Annotated in this window: 11 protein-coding genes; 5 read left to right on the forward strand and 6 right to left on the reverse strand. The window is 37.8% G+C overall.

Annotated elements, in window-relative coordinates; all coding sequences use genetic code 11:
* Positions 1 to 9 precede the first annotated feature (9 nt).
* Both ABWP91_RS01530 and ABWP91_RS01535 read right to left on the reverse strand, forming a co-directional pair.
* Positions 10 to 1,119 (reverse strand): ATP-binding protein, encoded by a 1,110-nt coding sequence (locus tag ABWP91_RS01530; RefSeq protein ID WP_353241693.1) that lies wholly within the window; start codon positions 1,117 to 1,119, stop codon positions 10 to 12.
* A 23-nt stretch (positions 1,120 to 1,142) separates the two neighbouring features.
* Complete coding sequence (locus ABWP91_RS01535) at positions 1,143 to 4,877, reverse strand: DUF4132 domain-containing protein (RefSeq protein ID WP_353241694.1); 3,735 nt, start codon at positions 4,875 to 4,877, stop codon at positions 1,143 to 1,145.
* 388 nt (positions 4,878 to 5,265) lie between these two features.
* On the opposite strand from ABWP91_RS01535, the gene ABWP91_RS01540 reads away from it, so the two are divergent.
* From ABWP91_RS01540 to ABWP91_RS01550, 3 genes are all read left to right on the forward strand, one after another.
* Positions 5,266 to 5,655 carry a RidA family protein gene (locus ABWP91_RS01540; RefSeq protein WP_353241695.1) on the forward strand — a complete coding sequence of 130 codons (390 nt, stop codon included), beginning with the start codon at positions 5,266 to 5,268 and terminating at the stop codon, positions 5,653 to 5,655.
* Between the two features lie 27 nt (positions 5,656 to 5,682).
* A complete protein-coding gene (locus ABWP91_RS01545; protein WP_353241696.1) occupies positions 5,683 to 6,651 on the forward strand; it encodes a threo-3-hydroxy-L-aspartate ammonia-lyase in 969 nt (322 codons plus the stop codon).
* A 78-nt stretch (positions 6,652 to 6,729) separates the two neighbouring features.
* Positions 6,730 to 7,353, forward strand: coding sequence for a helix-turn-helix transcriptional regulator (locus tag ABWP91_RS01550; protein WP_353241697.1), 624 nt, complete (start codon positions 6,730 to 6,732; stop codon positions 7,351 to 7,353).
* A 20-nt stretch (positions 7,354 to 7,373) separates the two neighbouring features.
* Here the strand turns inward: ABWP91_RS01550 and ABWP91_RS01555 are convergent, their stop codons facing one another.
* Together ABWP91_RS01555 and ABWP91_RS01560 are read right to left on the reverse strand one after the other, a co-directional pair.
* The gene (locus tag ABWP91_RS01555) at positions 7,374 to 7,910 is read right to left on the reverse strand and encodes a metallophosphoesterase family protein (RefSeq protein ID WP_353241698.1); all 537 of its coding nucleotides are present in this window, start codon (positions 7,908 to 7,910) and stop codon (positions 7,374 to 7,376) included.
* Positions 7,911 to 8,022: 112 nt separating this feature from the next.
* The gene (locus ABWP91_RS01560; protein WP_353241699.1) at positions 8,023 to 8,961 is read right to left on the reverse strand and encodes a LysR family transcriptional regulator; all 939 of its coding nucleotides are present in this window, start codon (positions 8,959 to 8,961) and stop codon (positions 8,023 to 8,025) included.
* A gap of 94 nt (positions 8,962 to 9,055) precedes the next feature.
* Between ABWP91_RS01560 and ABWP91_RS01565 the strand changes: the two genes are divergently transcribed.
* Together ABWP91_RS01565 and ABWP91_RS01570 are read left to right on the forward strand one after the other, a co-directional pair.
* Positions 9,056 to 10,243: an MFS transporter gene (locus ABWP91_RS01565; protein ID WP_353241700.1), complete on the forward strand. Its 1,188-nt coding sequence runs from the start codon at positions 9,056 to 9,058 to the stop codon at positions 10,241 to 10,243.
* A 137-nt stretch (positions 10,244 to 10,380) separates the two neighbouring features.
* Positions 10,381 to 11,271, forward strand: coding sequence for an alpha/beta fold hydrolase (locus ABWP91_RS01570; RefSeq protein ID WP_353241701.1), 891 nt, complete (start codon positions 10,381 to 10,383; stop codon positions 11,269 to 11,271).
* Between the two features lie 32 nt (positions 11,272 to 11,303).
* Here ABWP91_RS01570 and ABWP91_RS01575 read toward each other — a convergent pair whose 3' ends face one another.
* Positions 11,304 to 12,188, reverse strand: coding sequence for a 4Fe-4S binding protein (locus ABWP91_RS01575; protein ID WP_353241702.1), 885 nt, complete (start codon positions 12,186 to 12,188; stop codon positions 11,304 to 11,306).
* A 215-nt stretch (positions 12,189 to 12,403) separates the two neighbouring features.
* Positions 12,404 to 19,678 (reverse strand): C80 family cysteine peptidase, encoded by a 7,275-nt coding sequence (locus ABWP91_RS01580; protein WP_353241703.1) that lies wholly within the window; start codon positions 19,676 to 19,678, stop codon positions 12,404 to 12,406.
* Positions 19,679 to 19,735 lie beyond the last annotated feature (57 nt).

Below are 19,735 nucleotides of genomic sequence, written 5' to 3' on the forward strand. Positions count from 1 at the left end.
TCATTGAGTCTATTGCCAGAACTGACGAGAAGCTTCAAAAAACGCTTTCCACTCTGGACTCTGTTTGGCTCTTTCTCGTGCGACATTATCAATGTAATAGCGCATCCGCTTGATATCATCCGCATTATCTTTGAGTACAACACCAATTAACTGACGAGCAACCGCACCAGCGCTTAACGTACCATCGCCCAAATAGTGGGCTTCTAATGCACATGCATAAGCGATATTCACCGCTTCTGCCGTCGACATCACTGCATCGGGGGTTTTGATATTGCCGCCGTCCTTGGTGTTACCCGAACGTAACTCTTGGAATGTCGTGACTAATAATTCAATCACATTTGCAGGTACCGTTACCAAACCATTCAGCTCACCTAATTCATTAGTTAGCTGTTTATTAATTAGCTCAATTTCAAATGCAGGATCTTGGATCGGCCTAACGGTTTCAAAGTTAAAGCGGCGTTTTAATGCCGACGACATTTCATGAACGCCACGGTCACGTAAGTTGGCTGTGCCGATTAAGTTAAAACCTTGCTTGGCGCTGATCCGCGCATTGTCTTTCATTTCGGGGATCATCATCTGTTTTTCAGACATTAAGCTGACCAACACATCCTGTATTTCTGGTGGGCAGCGGGTGATCTCTTCAAAACGCACAATTTTCCCTTCCATCATACCTTGGTAAAGTGGCGAGCTAACTAACGCTTTTTCCGTTGGCCCTTCTGCCAATAACAACGCATAGTTCCATGAGTATTTAATATGGTCTTCAGTTGTTCCCGCAGTTCCCTGAATTGTTAATCCCGAATCACCACTAATCGCAGCGGCTAATAATTCAGATAACATTGATTTTGCTGTCCCGGGTTCACCGACTAACATCAGCCCCTGTTTACCTAACAGGGTCACTATTGCACGGTCAACTAAGGCGTCATCGCCAAAAAACTTCGGTGTAATGCCTAATGCTTCATCACCTAAAATAAACTGGCGAACTGCGCGAGGTGAACGTAACCAGCCTTGTGGTTTCGGGTTATGGCTATCGGCTTGCGTGAGTTTTTCCAGTTCATCGGCAAAGCGGATTTCTGCGCTTTCGCGCAGAACATGTCCTTTTATTGTGTCTTTGTTACTCATCGAGTTATCCTATTAAACCCTAATTACCAAGGTGTTTTCTTTTCCCACTCAGGGTCAAATCCTGCACATGCGTCAGCCACTTTTAAGTAATCGGCATAGCTTTCTGCTAATAAAATTGGCGGGATATCTTTCAGCTCTATATAACTGCGGTTCCATGAGCTTTGTTGCCCACTTTCGAAGCTTAAGGAGTACAAGACCGCGGGAATATTTTCTTCTGGTACATAGCTGCCGCTGAACTCAATGTAAACGTAGAAACCTAGGCTAGCATAGTGTTTGGAGTAATGCATAAAACTACCACCATCCTCTGCTTGGCCACGTTGATAACCCATTTTGGTAAGCACACCACGTAACGTATAGGTATCCGTTAACCAACCTTTACGGTCTTCAATTTCAGTGAGTGCAAGGTCTAACTCAGGGATTTTGTGCTCCATTTGTGAGAACAAAAATTTCACTTTGTAATCTTTAAAATGGGCTATCCAACCTTTTCGCTCGTCTTCCGAAATCAACGCTGCATGGGCCAATTTAATTGATGACCCTACGCTTAGCTCGATTTCATCATCTTCAAGGTTCAACAAACTGCCATCATCAGAAGGACGGAATATATTGATAACTTTATCATTATCGACTTCCATCCAGACCAGTCTTTCAATCAAACCGCGCATAATTGGGTGAGCTTGAATATATTCTTGCCAGTCTTGAGTCGTCCACAAACGCTCTGCACACATCGCTTCATATAAACGTGCAGTTTGTAGATCAATCACTTGCTTAAGTTCTTTCTTACTGGAACTCAACAATTTTTTCGATTCTTTAATCAGTTCTTCATTATCCGTTTTACGTGCTGCAGGTAATGCTTTGATTTCTTTGCCTTCTGGGTTGAATAACACCAGTTTTTGCTGAGCATCCAGTTTGGCAGTAAAAGTACGGTCTCCATACTCAAGGGCAAGTACCCCCGTTTCATCCATACCTGCTGTAGGAATAGTTCGGTCTGCTAACTCATCGGCACTCCAGCCATTACGTTCAGCAATCTGAGCCACTAAACCACGGGCTTTTTCTTGTACGGATGCGGTACGATATCGGCGTGATAGTGAGAGTAACAATTGGATAATTAATGGGTCATTGCTGGCTGCAACCGCATCAATCATGGATTCAATTTGTGCACGGCGCTGATAGTGATCACGCATATAATTACGTAACGCGGTGACTGCAATATGTCCTTCAATGCCACAAATCAGTGCTAACATGCCTTTATCCGTAATGGCTGACCCTAAATAACGGCGAAGCACTTCATTTTTAATGTCATTGATGCACTGCTCAAGGGTGTAGTTTTCATACTGACTGTAATATTCCGGCCAACGTTTTACCCAATCTTGGTAATTGGTTAAACGCTGTGGTGCATCACGTTCTGCTTCTGCCATCGCCATTTCAAGTGATGGGCCCGCAGTATCTTGAGCAATAAAGCTATTTAAAATAAAGCTGCCAAGCTTGCGCTGGCTATCTACAGACAACAAACTGATATAACGCTGCAACAACCCGTTCCCTGCTGGCATTTTTAATTTCACGGCTAAAATAACCCACCAACGAATAATATCCCCATCCACCGGTTTATTATTTTGCCAAGTCAGTGCTGGTAATGTGTCTAAATTAAACCAAGACATACTCGCTGGGGCTTTAGCTTTAAGCCCTTTTTGTGCTTCCGCTAATAGGACTTTTGGCGATAAATAACTGGAAATATCTTCGCCAAATTGCTCTAACGCCGTTAACAATGCCGCGCGAACAATTTCACGTTTCTCTTTTTTCAATAACGCATACAGCGGTTTTAAAGAGTCAGGGTGTTTTAGACGCGCGAGCCACTCAATCGCCGTTACACGAATTTCTTGTTTACCTGAATCTAAACCTTCTGCGGCATTAATATGAATATTCGGTAATGTTTCGAGTAATTTCTGTGCGCTTAGGCGATGGGTTTTATTTTCCCCTAACGCTAATTCCATAATACGTGGAATAAAACGAGCAGGAATGGTTGGTAACATCGCTAATACTTCAATACCACTTGAAGCATCATATTCTTGGTAATAACGCTGTTTTGCTTGCTGAGGGATCAAGCCTAACGCTTCGGCGATAAAATCAGGATATTGCGTAAAGAACGGCCATACTTGCTCTGGCTGATTAAACAGTTTTAAACCGTCATTGTATGAACGCAAACAGAAATCGGCAATTAAGCGGTTCGCTTGTTGGTAATGGCAATGGGTTAAAACTTGTTCTAATTGGCGTAATTCAATTTGACCAATAATACGCGGGGGCACTTCACGGGTCAGATAATAGTGGGAAAAATGATCCATTCCGGTGCGGTTATGGCTTATCAGACGTAATGCATGAAATAACGAAAACTCAGGGAGGTTATTAATACGCTCTTTGAATTTCACCACGCTGTATTCGTGGTCGGTGATAACCTCTTTACCTGAATTTAGCTTATCAATAATTTTTGCGCAGGTTTTCGCATCCAGCTTTTGAAATTCTTTGTAATGGCGCTGTGCCCAGTTATACGTGTGTTTTTGCTTTTTATTCTCTTCAATTTCATTTTCTGCATTTTCTTTGGCTTTTTGCAGCATTTCATTGAAATTGCTGATTAAAATATCTTTTGCACTTTCTGGTAGCGGAGTATCTTCTAACTCAACAAGTGCTGGCAGTGCAGTTTCTTCAATTTCGTTGGCTGTATCCATCACCGAAAAACGTGAAATGGCACTTTCGATGCCTTTCAATACTGTTTTATTGGTTTCCGTTTGCAATGCGGCTTCGAGAGCGTCCCTATCTTTACCAATTCGGGCAAATAAATCTGCAGCTTGCGTACGTTGCTTTGGTGTCCCTTCAGTCAGTACTTTGGTCAAATAGATTTTGACTGACTCATCAGGCAGAATAGACAGTGTAGGCTCTGCTGCACTACGCACAGTTTTTAATGAACTGGTCGCAAACGTCACTAAGCAGTCGGCAAAGATAGAATATAACATTTTATCTTTTTTCAGGGCATTGATGAGCTGCACTTGCCCAGCAGCAGATAAATTACCAACCAATGTTTGTTTAATAAAATCTTGCTGCGCAATTAAATACTCTTTAAAACCAGGGAGAACAAACAAGCGGTTTAAGTTCTCATAGTGGTAATCAGACAAATGCTGTCTATCAAAAATAATATATAAAACTGAATTAGCCGGCTTATCGGTTTCCTTACCAATAATCTCAGCTAGCAATTCCATATTCCAATGCTTACGGTGATCTAATTTTTCATCACGAGAGTTATCGAAAGTTTTGGAAAATACATCGCCAACTAAATAACTGACCCACGACGGTAATTCAGAGGTTAGCACTTTAATATTAATATCTTGGCACGCAGCGGCTAAAACTTTGGCAAAACGCGCAACTTGTTCTGCACTCACCCCATCGCCGACTTTGGAATAAAGCTTATGGCGTGCATTAATCCCTTGGCGGATCACTTTATTATATTGGCCCGTATTAAAATTATTACCGCCCCACCACCAATCCACAGTGCCTGGTTTATCTAATAAAATAACTGCTTTTTCGGTGTCTAATTGGCTTAACTTGACCAAGACTTCTGGCGATGTTCCTTCCAGTACATATTCAACCACCATTTTGGGTAATGAATCATCTAAAACGGATAATGGTAAAACGGCTTCTTGAACATATTGTTCAGCCACTTTGCTGCTTTTTTTCCCAAAAATAGAAAGTATATCAAACGTAAACTTCGCCATGTCGTATCCCTAAAAGTTTTTATATAACAACTTCTTACCATTTTATTTTTATCGTCACAATTTGATTATTCTTAATCACTTTTATTTAAGATAACTCCCTTTTGTTCTGAACAATTTTTAATTTCGTTCATTCTGACTTATGCAATTTCTTTCACTGAAAAATTTACTTTTATTAAATAAATGAGTGGCGAATTACAAAGCAAAAATATTCATGAGCAACACCCACGCTAACAATTCACAAAAACATTAACTGTAAATTGTTCTGTTTTTCTCCCATATTGATACTTAACCATTGATGTTTTTTTCTTCAAAAACAGATTGACTATACACATAGTATAATATTAGACTAAACTTCCAACAGAGAGTTATTATAAAGTTCGAGGTTGCTATGAGCCAATCAATTCAATATATCAATGCCCCTACACTGCTCCCGCCACGAGGCCATTATTCCCACTGTGTTAGCGCCAATGGATTTGTGTTTATTTCGGGTCAGTTACCCGTCGACGCTTCTGGGCTGGTAATCACTGACGCGCCCTTTAAGGTTCAGGCTGAATTAGTGTTAAACAACCTTGATGCTTGCTTGTCAGCCGCCAATCTGACAAAAGCAAGCTTAGTTCAAGTGCGGGTTTATATAGCAGATATGAATGATTGGCAGGAATTTAATCAAATTTATGCAGCATGGGTAGGTGATTTTCGCCCTGCTCGTGCTGTTGCAGGTGTTTCAGAGCTCCATTTTAATGCAGCACTCGAAATTGAAGCGACTGCGGTTTTAGGCTAACTCACAAAATTTCCAAGAGGCACAAACATGACTGGTTTAATTTTACCCACTTATCGAGATGTTGAAGCAGCCGCTAAGCGCATAGCGGGCTTTGCACATAAAACCCCAGTACTCACCTCAACAACGGCCAACAAAGAATTCGGTGGTGAGTTGTTTTTCAAATGTGAAAACTTCCAACGCATGGGGGCATTTAAATTCCGTGGTGCTTTTAATGCGCTTGCTCAATTTACGCCAGAGCAGAAAAAAGCAGGCGTTATTGCCTTTTCTTCAGGAAATCATGCTCAAGGGGTTGCCCTTGCAGCGCAACTATTGAATATTCCTGCAACCATTTTAATGCCACATGACGCACCTGCCGTCAAAGTTGCCGCAACACAAGGTTATGGGGCAAATGTTGTCCATTTTGATAGGTATACACAAGACCGCGAAGCGTTATGTAAACAACTCGCAGAACAACAGGGTTTAACCCTCATTCCACCTTATGACCACCCTCATATTATCGCTGGGCAAGGGACATCCGCGATGGAACTGTTCCAAGAGGTGGGTGAATTAGATGCGCTATTTGTTTGCTTAGGCGGTGGTGGCTTGATCTCTGGCTGTGCACTTGCGGCTCGCCAGTTGTCCCCTAGCTGCAAAGTCTACGGTGTCGAGCCGTTATCAGGTAATGATGCTCAGCAATCTTTCCGCCAAGGTAAAATTGTCCATATAGATACCCCTAAGACGATTGCGGATGGTGCGCAGACGCAACATTTAGGGCAATATACATTTGAAATCATTAAAAATAATGTTGATGATATTTTCACGGTTACCGATGAACAGCTTATCGATAGAATGAAATTTTACGCAGAGCGCATGAAGATGGTTGTTGAACCTACAGGTTGCCTCTCTTTCGCAGCAGCACTCGCGCAAAAAGCGCAGTTTCAGGGTAAGCGTGTCGGTATTATCGTCAGTGGTGGTAATGTTGATATTAATCGGTTTGCTGAATTAGTTTCACAGTAACTCCCCACCCTTTATCTATTAGCGAGATAAAAAATAGGTTAAAATTAAGTGATTAGCGCTTTTAGATAAGGGGGTTTTATGTCTAACACCAATGAAAATACATTACTGGCACAAATCGACACAATAGCAAAAGGGCTCAGCGAAACTTTTGCGCCATTTTGTGAGGTTGTCGTTCATGACTTAAAAAACCCCGATCACTCAATTTTGTCGATTCACAATAATTTGTCTGGTCGCCAAGTGGGTGAGCCAACCACTGAATTGGGCTTAGCACGTATTGAATCCGCTGATTTCCCCAGTATTGTTGCCAATTATACCAATCAGTTTTCCGATGGTCGCCCAGTAAAAAGCACATCCATCGGGATCAAAAATAACAGTGGTGAATATGTTGCTGCCTTATGCCTAAATATAGATATGACTTTATTTCGGGGCATGCAAAGTATGCTGTCGCAATTTATCGAGGTTGGAAATAGCCCAATCAAAGAGCATATTGAGCCCAATGGGTCTGAAGCTATTCGCCATAGAATCGATCAATATGCCGCGACACTTGCTGCAACACCGCGGACACTAAAAGCAGAAGAGAGAAAAAACCTTATTGAAGTTTTACGTAGCGAAGGCTTGCTTGACGTAAAAAAATCCATGGAAACTGTTGCTCAGCACCTTGGTGTGTCACGTGCATCGGTTTATCTGTATGCTAAAAAATAACACTGTTTATTATTAGAAATTTAACCATTTGCACGCTTTAAAATGGTTTTAATACTAATCGGGAAAAAATCATTCACGTCAACGCCAACATTAATTGCGCGAGGCCCTAAAATATCTAAACGCTTACGTTGTTCTGGGTCTTTACTTGAGTTATGTACATGGCCATATAAGTGTATCGCATCACGAAAAAAACCTTGCCACTCTAAAATAGGGTAATGAAATAAAACAATTTTTTGTTTTTGGTAATCCAACTCATAATAACTTCTCACCCATTCAAACAGTGATGTATCAAACTCGGGATCATCTAAAAACTTGTCATGGTTACCACGAATAAGGTATTTTTTGCCCGATAACCTGCGCAAAATTTTATTCGCATCTGCGCCATTACCTTTATATAAAAAATCCCCTAAGATATAGATTTCATCATGGTCTGTCACATAAGCATTCCAGTTATGAATTAGCGTATCATTCATATGGCTGGTACTTTTGAACGGGCGATCACAGAGGTTGATAATGTTAGAATGGCAAAAATGAGTATCTGAAATAAAGTAAATCATATAAAACCTAAAAATCTGTTGTTAAAAAAATATCCTTAAGCAACGAATTGCTTGATAGATATCATATCCCAATGATTTTTAATTGCTTTACAGAATAGGCTGAAAAATCATCTTATTGGTTCTTATTTTCATCCCAGATAGCACGCCCTTGCCAATGTTCATCAAAAAGTTGTAAAAATTGGCGCACTTTCGGTGGCAAATAACGTTTTGTTGGGTATAACGCGCAGATTGGCGCCTCCAGTTTCGAAAACTCAGTTAAAATGGGGATTAAATTTCCTTGCGCGATGTGCTCCCCCACCAAGAACGCACCTAACTGGCAAATACCATGCCCCTGTAATGCCGCATTTAAAATAGCTTCCGTATCATTCAGCACAAGTCGCCCTTTTGGCATGTAATTTTGTACCGCTGAACCCGATTTAAATTGCCAAGGCACATTCAAACCGCGATGGCGAAAAATTAAGATATTATGTTGATCCAGTGCATGCAGCGTTGTTGGGTAACCAAATCTCTGAAGATACTGTGATGAAGCACAGGTAATAAAACGGTGTGGTGCGAGCACTTTGCGAACCAAGCGGTTATCATCATTACCACCAATACGAATAGCAATATCAAAACCATCTTTGACGATATCGCAGTAATCATCCGAAAAATCAACATCGACCTCAACCTCTGGCCAACGTGCTAAGTAATCATGCACAAGAGGCATAATGAAGCGCTTACCAAAAACCACGGGAACCGTAATTCTTAATAAACCTCGAGGTTGTTGCTGCCCTTGGCTGAGAATATTTTCAACATTTTCAATTTCTTGTAATATTTTTAGTGCAGATCCATAAACAACCTGCCCATCATCACTTAAATGAATACTTCTCGTTGTTCTATTAAATAAACGCGTCTGTAAACGATTTTCTAAGCGAGCAATACACTTGCCGACTGCAGAGCGCGATAGTGCGAGCCGTTCTGCGGATTGTGTAAAACTGCATGTTTCCACAACATCAACAAACACTTTTAAATCAAGTAAATTGTCTATTGATAATGACGTTTGATTGACCACAATTAATCCCCAATGTTAATCCAAATAGGTTATTTATCTTATATACCGTCCCCTATAAGCTTTTTCAACTTGTTATTTTATCGGTAGGAACACCATGTCACTTAATTCTGTTGAAAATGTATCATCGGTTCACCCGTTTCGTTCATGGATGGCAGTTATCTCCCTCACCCTCGCAACCTTTATTGTTGTCACCACTGAAATGCTCCCTGTCGGCTTGCTGACACCAATTTCAGAACAGTTCTCCGTTTCCGTAGGGTTAAGCGGTTTATTAATGGCTTTACCCGCGATAGTCGCAGCGATCAGCTCTCCTTTTATTATTTTGCTTGCTAAACAACTAGATCGAAAATTTCTGCTCATCTTTGGGGCTAGTTTACTGATGGTGTGTAATTTTTTAGCCGCTGCTACACCCTATTTTTGGTTACTATTCGCCAGTCGAATACTTGTTGGTGTCTGTATTGGTATTATTTGGGTTATTGCTGGTGGGATTGCCCCTCGTTTAGTAAACAAACAGCATATTGGTTTTGCCACGTCACTAATTTTTGGTGGTGTTGCGGCCGCATCCGTTATGGGGATCCCACTTGGCGTTTTTATGGAGGGCATATGGAATTGGCGTAGCGCATTTCTCTTTATGGGGGGGATATCATTGATTTTAATTTTATTGATGGCTATTTATTTACCTAAACTCCCCACAGATTCAGTCGCAGTAAAAGCCGCTTTTACGCAACAACTAAAACGCCCGATTATCACTGCTGGCCTGCTAATCACGCTGTTATTAGTCGCGGGTCACTTTATGGCGTTCACCTATATCCGCCCATTATTAATTGCACATTTTAATTTAGACAGTAATCAAATCAGTTTTGCCCTGCTCATTTACGGCATTGCAGGGATTTTAGGTAATTTTATCTTTGGAATGGTCGCAAGCCGAAATACCAAAATTTCCATTTTTTGGATAATTAGCTTAATTATCATCAGCCTAGTATTATTTTCCTATTTGCCGTTAACCATTTTAATGAGCTATTTTGTCATCGCACTTTGGGGTGTGGCGTACGGTGGGGTATCAGTTTCATTAATGAATTGGATGATCGGATATAGCATTTCACAAATTGAGATTACAAGCGCCTTATATATCGCATTCTTCAATGGCGGAATAGCGTTAGGATCAGCCTTGGGCAGCCTTATTGTTTCTGCCTATTCGCTAAATATGAACTTACTTATTGCCTTGGTTTTGCTGACGTTTTCACTTATCGTGCTGCTATCTAGCTGGTTTATACCGGCTAGATAATAAACTGTGTTATTTTCTGCAAAATAACAGCAATGTCGCTAAAATTTTTTCTTGGCAACCCTTGTGCATTTTTGGGGCTCGTATTTGCTACACTATAGCGGCATAAATAGCACAACATTCAATTCAATGGAAAAAAAATGACAACCAAGCAACCTATTTCACTTTTTTATGATTCATTTGGCACTCCAGAGAACCCTGCCGTTGTATTAGTACCCGGCCTAGGCGGTCACAACATTAGTTGGACAACCGATTTTTGCCAACAAATCGCCGATGCGGGTTTTTATATCATTCGGATTGATAACCGTGATGCAGGTTTATCTCCTCATATGGATCATTTTCCGCCAATCAACCTTGGGGAATTGATTCAAAAAATGCAAACGGGCCAACAATTCGATATTGCATATACGTTATTCGATATGGTGGATGACATTGTACGTTTATTAGACGGCTTATCAATTGATAAGACACATATTATTGGCCGTTCAATGGGCGGAATGATTGCCCAATTATTTGCCGCAAAATACCCTGAACGCACATTAACTTTGTGCCCAATTATGTCCTCAACAGGGAACCCAAATTTACCGCAAAGTGCCCCTGATGTGATGCAAATGTTGATGAGTTCAGGTGCGAACCCCAATGAAAATTTCGAAGGTTATATGGCAGGGCAACTTGCATTCTATCGGCGTATTAGCTCAAGTTGTTGCCCATTTGATGAAGCCTATTACCGCGATTATGTGCAGCAAGCGCTTTTGCGCAATTATTCACCGGAAGGCACCAAACGCCAAATTGTTGCGGTTGCAGTAACTGGAGATATGCGACCACATCTGAGTCAAATCAATGTTCCAACATTGATTATCCATGGCTCAATTGACCCGTTATTCCCTGTGGAAGCAGGTCAAGATATTGCAAATAGCATCTCAAACGCAAAAATAGCCATTATCGAAGGAATGGGACATGAAACGCCCCCTGCCATTAACCCGCAGGTTGCAAAATTAGTGATTGAAAATTTAAATTCGGTCAGCAACTAACTGAAAAAGGTGCTCTTAATAGCACCTTTTTTCTATAGCCACCCTTGTTTTTTATGCTGCGAGCATATTGGGCAGGTTTGCACGCCTTCTTCCCAAGAAAAAAATGGTAAATGACAGGTGTGGCATTTTGCATCATAGTAGTGAAACACGGTTGGCTCGCTATGTTTGGCCGTATGCCCGTGAACTTGAATTGATTTTGGAAAACACACCACTTGGCAACTCATGCACCCCGTACAGCGTTTTGCATCTAAAACAAACTGATTATCACCAATTTGTATCGCATTTTCATCGCACACTTTTGCGCATGCCCCACACAAAATGCAGCATTCGCTATCGAGTGAAATCTGAAACCAACTGTCTTCTGGGTAGAATTGTTTCCGTGCATTGAGCCCTGTTTTTACCTGCCCTTTATCCAGTGGTTTTTGGTCTAATTTTTGACGAAACAGCATCATACGGCGCCCACTATCTACCACAGGAGGTTGTTCAATTCGCAGTTGCCAAACAGGCTCTTGCAGTGTTTTTAATTTAAGATTAAGTGCTGCTAAAGTGGGTAACCATTTATCAACCAATGGCTCTGCAATTTGAATTCCTCGAATTTGATATTGTTTATGCCAAACAATAAGCTCTTCCGTCGTTGCAATAGGTTCATCATGGTTGACCACTAAGTAACCCTGTTGATAGGTACGTTCATGTGGCGCAATATTTTCTATCGCATCAACTGGGCAAGAAAAAAGGCAGTTCCCACACTGGAAACAAAGTTCATTATCAATTTTGGCATCCATGTGACTAAATGAAATAGCATTTACTGGGCAACTGGCTGCACAGTTATCACAAATGCTGTTTTTAAGGCGTTTTCTCACACAGTTGCTATTAATGATGGGTTCAGGAGGAAGCTCTAGATTCATAAAACGTTTCATTACTTAGCCCTCCTTACATGGCAAACAATGACCGTAAAAATGTATGCGTGAAATTCATGTGAAATTTTAACATTAAATAGACAGTAAGTTTACTGCAACTTACTGTCTGTAAAGATGATTTAGACCAAACAATGTACTCAAAAACCGTAAAATGTTTATTGCTGGCATTTTACGGTTAACTCAACAACCGTTCAGGTAGATTCTATGTTTGCAAATTACCCTATATGATTTAGGTAGCCTTTAACCAAGTTTACGGGCGTCCATTTCACTGAAATATCACCATGATTGCTGTTAGCAACACTTTGCGCTTCATCTTGCATACGTAACGACGCTAATGTGTTCACTAAATACTCTAATTTTTGTGAAACCTTATCCGTATTCTCTTCAATATCCCATCGTTGATGAACAATTGTAGGAGCCAGTGTATTCGGGTATTGAAATATTTTAACTGTTCGTCCGTTTTCTGATTCATAAATATAGCGAGTGGCGTTACTGATATGGTCAGGAGATTCCCTGATCATATTATGTTTAAAATTGACCAAATAAATCGTATTCTCCCCACCAAAACTATAGAGTGAATTCCAACCTGGCAGATCACCATTTATAACAAATAAATTTTTACCGCTTTCATCGGTCATTAAACCGTTAACCCCATTTGCAATAAACACATCATCACCATCACCACCGGATAAATTGGTATCACCCTGCGCTGCATATAAAACATTATTGCCTAAACTCCCATTAGGAATGGATATCAACCCCTTTTGAGCTTCTGCTTTAAATACTCGCCCATGCCCACTTGAGTCCCAGACTTTTTGTTTTTCCCCCTTGGTCTGAATAACTTGATGACGTGGATTTGATTGTGGTGAAATACGTATTGATTTTTTAGTTAAAGAAATTTCTTCTGGTAAATTATGATTAAATTTAGATTTAAATTCATCAAAGGGATGAGATGGAATTAACGGATTCATTTGTTTTTTATAATATTTTTGTTCTGCAAGATACCGAACTAAATGACTCATATTTTCATTAACATAACTTGGCATATGGTTTGGTAGCTGCTCATGATGGTGTATCTTCATTGAGCTCATTGTTCTTTCTTTAGGGATTCTTATTCTAACAGTACGCTGATTCGAATTAGATGTATAAATATGATATAAATTATTTTTAATCGCTCTAATTTCATAGTCCTGTTGAAAGTTCATTAAATATATATTGCTGAAACCTTGACTGTCACAAATCGTGGTTTCTCCAATACCTTTATTTCCATCAACGATATAATAATCATCCCCTTCCATTCCATCTAATATATCATTGCCTAAATCTGAAAGTAACAAGTCGCTTTTAGCCCCTCCATACAAAGTATCATTCCCATCACCACCATATAAGGTGTTTTCACCATTTACGGCGATAATCTTATCATTACCATCTCCACCATTGATGATGTTACCTTGCCCGCTTTCGTCAAAGATCACATCATCACCAACTAGAGAATCAACTATCCCTGTGGGAAATTTATAATGCGGTTGAAGGTGAATATAATCAGAATAATTAGTAGGGATTGTATCTTTACCATTTTCTATAATTATACATACACCATCATAACCTAATCTGAATAACCTATTTCTTTCATCGATTATTTTTATTTGGTCAAAATTTATAGAATTATAATTGATAAACTCAATCTCTAAATTTCTATCTCCAAAATTATTTTCCACGTAAATGATTTTGTTATCTACTTTCAGGTTATAACCACTTATAGATGTAAGTTTTATCGTTACACTATCATTTTTTGCATAAATCCCTTGTACTTCCGAGTAGTCAAAAACTAATTTTCCAGGGCTAAAATCATCTGTTATAACTTGATAAATATCAGCACCCTTGCTAACCATGACTTTATTATCCAAGTTGGACAAAACGACTTTTTCATTTTTATCACTACCATGATAGATCAACCCAGCACTATTTTCTATAAAGCCCACACTAGCCCAACTACCCATTAAATAACTATCATTATCTATAGCAATAATATTCTCATTGGTGTTGACATTAACTGTTGCTTTAAGTGTTCTGTCAGATAAATCAAACTTACGTTGATAATTAACGGTATAAATTCCCTGACCTAAGACCCTTGGCTCACTATCATTTATATCATTAATTTGGCTAGTTAGCACAAACCCATCATTTGTAATTAATTGATAATCATGAAATTTAACTTTATTAATATAGACATTTTTAAGCGTCAAGTTAAACTGAACATCTTGTTCTGTTTGGTCATTTGCTATTTCTATAGTCACAACTATGTCATTATTAACAACAGAAACATTTTTAATTTCCTTTAATGAATAGCCTAAATAAACTGCACTTTTACCTTTGTTATTCTCAATCACTGTCGCAGCAAGAAAAACATTACTTCCATTTTCATTTGAAATGGTTTTATTTACTGATTGGCTATAGCGTCTTAAGAAGTAGATATCATCACCATCGTCTCCAGCAACAATTCCTGATTCAAAATATATTCTATCATTGCCTGCACCGCTACTGACAAAACACTCGCCACCTCTTACATCAAAAATATTATCCTCTTCATTACCGTACAATGAAAAGATAGAATTATATTGCCCATTTAATGTTACGTTGCTTACACTTCTAAAATAGAGTTCATCTGTCCCCCCTCCATGAGTAGAAACACTCCCATTGTTTACTTTAAGGTCAATCTCAACTTGACTATATTCAGGGATGTCGTTAATAACAATGCCATTTTGTCCTTTACCGCCATCAAAGTATATCTTATTTCCTGAATTATTAGGTTGCTCATTATTAAAATATACACTAACAATATCATCTTTATCTCCTCCTGCAAAAAACTTCCTTCCACCATGAAAAATAAATGCATTCTTTGCATTTATTTTCCCTATTATGATATCTGTACCTCTTCCAAAGTTTAGACTTATGTTTTTTCTTCTTTCTATGGGCTCTAGGCTATATCCAATATTATGCATTCCCTCAAAAACAATTTCTTTATTTTCATTACTAATATCTCTGAATATAGCTTCAGGAGAACTAATATATTCCATACCAGTATTTCGTATTTCCGCATCAGAAGAAAAGTCAGGATGAGACATATTAGAATATATGTTTCGGCCACGAAAAAACCGCAAATCTCCTTCAGACAATATACTTATTTGTTCAAGAAAACTGTGACTTTTATATATATCATAGTTATCTTTCAATTGTTCATTGAGTAAAAAAACATCAAAAAAAACACTGTGATAATCAGTATTTAATATAAGTATATCGTCAGTTTCATTTTTACCTGTTTCTTTGTACGAAAATGGTGCTTCTTTATCAATCAAACTAAATCGCCAGTTAAAATTTAGATAGTTAATTTCTGTAGATGATGTTGATTTAACCCATCTCTGGTTTCCTCCGTCATAGAAAAAATTATCTCGAATATAATTTATCTGTTCTATCGTATAGCATGGGCCGACTTCATCAACATCTATGTTACCGAGTATCGAACCCGCACTATCACCAATAAAAACTTGGGACTGAATCACATTTTTACTCGCCCAATATTTTATATAGTATTTATCATTAACATCTAGAACTGGGGTAGAAATAAGCTGTAAATGTTCCTCAAACTCTTGGTGTAATAGTGTACTTTTAAAAAAATTCAGATCACGTTGCCAATCTACATTCTTATAAAATTCAATATGCTGTTTATGACTAAATCGATTAAGAATATCATCTGAAGGTTTGAATCCTAGAGCCGCTCGGATCCCTTCTTTCGCTTTTTCATCCCATTTAAGTGACTCTCCCAGCTCTTCTTCTATTTTTTCAACCGCTCGTATCCCTGTGTAAATCATCCCCCCGATAAGTAAAGCACCTGCAACAATTAAGCCTATAACAGGCAATGTGGATGACCCTATTAAGATCCCTAAAACCGTCACCCCACCCACAACAATATTTGCAATAGATAATGAGCCATTTACAATAAGATCTTGCCGTTCTTTCGAACTGGTTATGTTATCGAGTTGCTTAAATGCTTCACAAGCTTGGTAAACATCCAACCCCATACCAATTAGGTTAAATATTAATGTAATGCGTGCTGTAATTTTACTTGATGCATTAAATGACCCTGCCTGCTTATAAGCTAACTTAAGTAAGATTGGCTGTAACACCATATCGTCATAATTAAAGAAGGCATTTGCACAAGCTAAATCAAGGTTCCTTTGTAACTCAGCCCTTTCCCGCTCTGTCAGATTTGGGTTGTCTAACTCATCGATTAGTTGATATACATTATTAATGGTGAGAAATATTCCTGTTCCCCCAATACCTTGACCGACAGAGTTAGCAACTCTACTGTACATGGGTAACTTCATTCCTGTTTTTTGTAGTTTCTGGAGCGTTTCCTTAGGAATAGTAGATTCATTCATTTTTGCATTGTAAATAATCGAAAGTTGCTCTTTCAATAACGCTTGATTATGTATCGTCGTCCCATTAGAAATTAAATTTCCATTATCTGGCTCACTTAAGCTATTTACTAATATTGATGTTAATTCAATACATTCTGCCTCATTCTTTACCATTGCGAGCTTAGCACTAAGTTTTTGCTCATCGAAATTAATATAATCTTGCCAATTTTTTTGTTGGGTATGCTTTGCGTTTAAGGGTTCACCATTTATATTCGCCCCTATATCTCTAAGTTTTTTTAGTGTTGTACGTTGCTCACCAAATATAATTTCAAAATCATCGATAACCGAAATTTCAACAGGCTTAAATAGGGAGTCTAGTTCTGTGACTATTGTATCTCGCACATTTTTAAAAGACGCATTTTTGGTATTTATAATTTGTACTTCACCATAGCGATGCTCACCTACTTTACGGTTAAACTCTGCACCATCTCCCTTTGTAATAGATTTTTCATTATCCAACTCTACGTCTTGATTAATAAATCGTGTAAATATGTCTAATAACCTTTCCTTCGCAACGGCTAAATCAGCATGACTAACTGTAATTTCAACACCTGCCGTATCAGATAGTGAAATATAAAATTGTCCATCACGGTTATAACTTACTATTGTATAAACTTCATTCTCAGCTTGAAAATAAATGAATTGGCCGTTTTTTATATTATTTATCATTACAGTATGTGTTTGACTATCAATGTTTTCTGTCATCGATTCTAAAAAAAAACTCTGTTTTTCGTATAACTCCCGATATTGGTCAAGTATAAATTTCTCGTCTAATGTCACTTCATTTAAAGCATCTTTTCGCATTAAATCTTTTAATGCCTCCAAGTATTTTTTAACACTATTCCCTTCGTCTCCTAATGAATCATAATCACTTAGAATATATAAAAAATTAATACTATCGTCATGAAAAATAGGTGATTCTACTTTTCTCACCGTAGCTTCCAAGCTATTTTCATTTAATATTTCCAATAATTTTATGAAGTTAATATTTTGTTTATTTTTCAAATCGGAAATGTATTTAAATTCCCCACCTAGCGATTTTTCACCCCCGTATGGCGTTTTTATTTCAACATAACTCATTAAGAAGTTTTCTATATCTCTGTTATAATCCTCCAACTTTACTGGATCGTTAATTAGCTTAAGAACATCGGAGTGGTTAAATCCGCCCTCTGCAGGAAATAATTCAGACAACCTGTTAATGGAAGGTTTACTTAAATAATTGATCCTTTCTGGTTGTAAGCTCAAAAATTTTAAAACCTCTTTTAGCTCTATTGCTTGTTGTTTAACACTAACATTCGGTTCATCTTCAAAATTAGCATTCCACCTTTCAAACCCCTCCTGTCCAGTTGAATCCCTAAAATATTGGTTTATTTTTTTACTCACTATTGGGTCATAAATTGCAATATTAATTTTCCCATAATCAATGCTACCATCTTCTAACGTAAAATAACCCTTTAAATAGGTATAGCGAGTTATACTAACATCTTCTTTTTTAACATTATTTAATGCTATTTTTTCCAATAGGAACATAACCTTGCGTACATCATCAAAATACATTTCTAAATTAACATTAGAATTTATTCCTTTTTCTTTTAATCTTATGGCCAGTTGTTGTGTAAATTCAAACTTATCCTCTAATTCTAAAAATGATTTTTTATCTGTCAAATACACTGAAATATTTTCAGGTTTCCTAAGTAGGTATCTATGCTTGGCAACATCAATTGAATTAGCTAAATTCTGTATAAAAGATGGTTCAGAACGAATATTATCAATAATAACCCATTGCTGATGCGATAATGTATCAAGATTTCCTATATCCCCATACTCAATAAAAAAATGCATTGTATTAGGGTTTATCTGAAATACGATAGTATTATTCGGATTTTCTGACGCTAACTTTTCAGCATATATTTTTCCCGTCAACCCATTACCTGATCGAAAAATAATAGTTAAATCTTCAATTGATTGAGTATTATTATTCTTACTTACATTTATCATCGGCCATAATGGAGCCTCTATAATCCCCAAATGCGTTAACTCTGCCACAAGCTCCTTTTTAAAGTTAGTCAGGCCACCAACAAGTTTTGCCTTAAAAATTTCATATGCCCTCTCATTGTACGCAACCGTTTTCACTAGCTCAATATCAATATAAGTATCATCCACATTGTCTCTAAATACATCTAAAGCTGTTGAATTACTATCTTTTATAAGCTGCCATATATCTAATTCGCCATTTCTCAGTTCATCGACAAAATATAAAGCTGCAATTTTATCATTAATAAAAACTTGTTGGCCTTCTGGATTTATCCGTAATTCTAATCGATGCAGCTTTGTGGAAACTACCTCACTAGAAAAACCTGATGTACTAATTTTTTTCTTGCCCACTTTCGTTATAGAAATCACTCGACTATAGCCGACAACTGGCAGGTATATCCCGTGTTTAGCTAATTCAACTCCCGTACGAAATACAAAATTTTCACTCGGGCCACCACGACCCAATTCACACCCCACCAGTACAATTTTATCTGGCTGATGGTTTTTTAATATATTATTTTTTATATATTTTAAAGCATCAATAAAAATCTTTGAATTATAACCTTCAAAAAGTGTTTCTTGGTTTTTACCTAAATAATCACCGTGACCAACTGTAATCCAGCGTATTTTCCCTTCGGGTTTGAAATTAATATCACCGTGAAGAACCTTCCATTGCTGGCTACTTAAATCAAATTGTATTATAATAGTTTTATTATTATATTTTGCAGTCAATTTAGCAACTGAATTTGCAACTGTTTCATCATTGCCAACTTGAATAATAACATTAAATTCATATTGAGATTTATTTTTTATATTATCACTATTTGTTTTTTCTACTAAATCTATTGGATTAACCCATTCGTCAATGTTTGATGTTTTTTCTGATTGTTCACCCGCTAAAGAATTATTACTTAGGACATACTCTAAAACACGTAAATCATTACCATTAAACTTATTCAAATCAATATTATTTTCCATCACTTTAATTGCTTTTTGTTTTATTTAACCAATTTAAATGTAACAAAAAATAATTTA

The sequence above is a fragment of the Providencia sp. genome, assembly GCF_040396775.1.
Lineage (GTDB): Bacteria > Pseudomonadota > Gammaproteobacteria > Enterobacterales > Enterobacteriaceae > Providencia.